This window comes from Neorhizobium fuzhouense (assembly GCF_042611105.1).
In the GTDB taxonomy this organism is placed as follows: Bacteria; Pseudomonadota; Alphaproteobacteria; order Rhizobiales; family Rhizobiaceae; genus Neorhizobium; species Neorhizobium galegae_A.
In genome coordinates, this window is sequence record NZ_JBHFFP010000004.1 from 186,902 (window position 1) to 187,202 (window position 301).

General features: G+C 58.8%; 1 protein-coding gene. It reads right to left on the bottom strand.

Going from position 1 to position 301, the window contains the following annotated elements; genetic code table 11:
- A partial coding sequence (locus ACEXP3_RS09590; RefSeq protein ID WP_377297052.1) for a plasmid partitioning protein RepB C-terminal domain-containing protein occupies positions 1–301 on the bottom strand: 301 nt, incomplete at both ends.

Below are 301 nucleotides of genomic sequence, written 5' to 3' on the forward strand. Positions count from 1 at the left end.
CTTGTTCGTTTCATCCAGAAACCGCTCATACAGAGCGTCGAGGTTTCGCGACAGAAAGTCGCCGAAACGCGTTGCGTTTCGCGCCTTCATCGACAGCGAAAATCCCTTGTTATCGTTTTGCATCTCGATGACGACGCTTCCGTCCTCCGGCGCCCATTTGGCCTTGGTGGCAGGCGACGCCTTCTTCACCGCCCGCGAAGACCGGTTCAAGCCGCTATGGATGGCCAGGAAGCGCTCGTCAGAGGCAAGTTCAGCAAAGTCGTCCGCGGCCATGATCTGGTGCAGCCGCACCGCGTTCGAC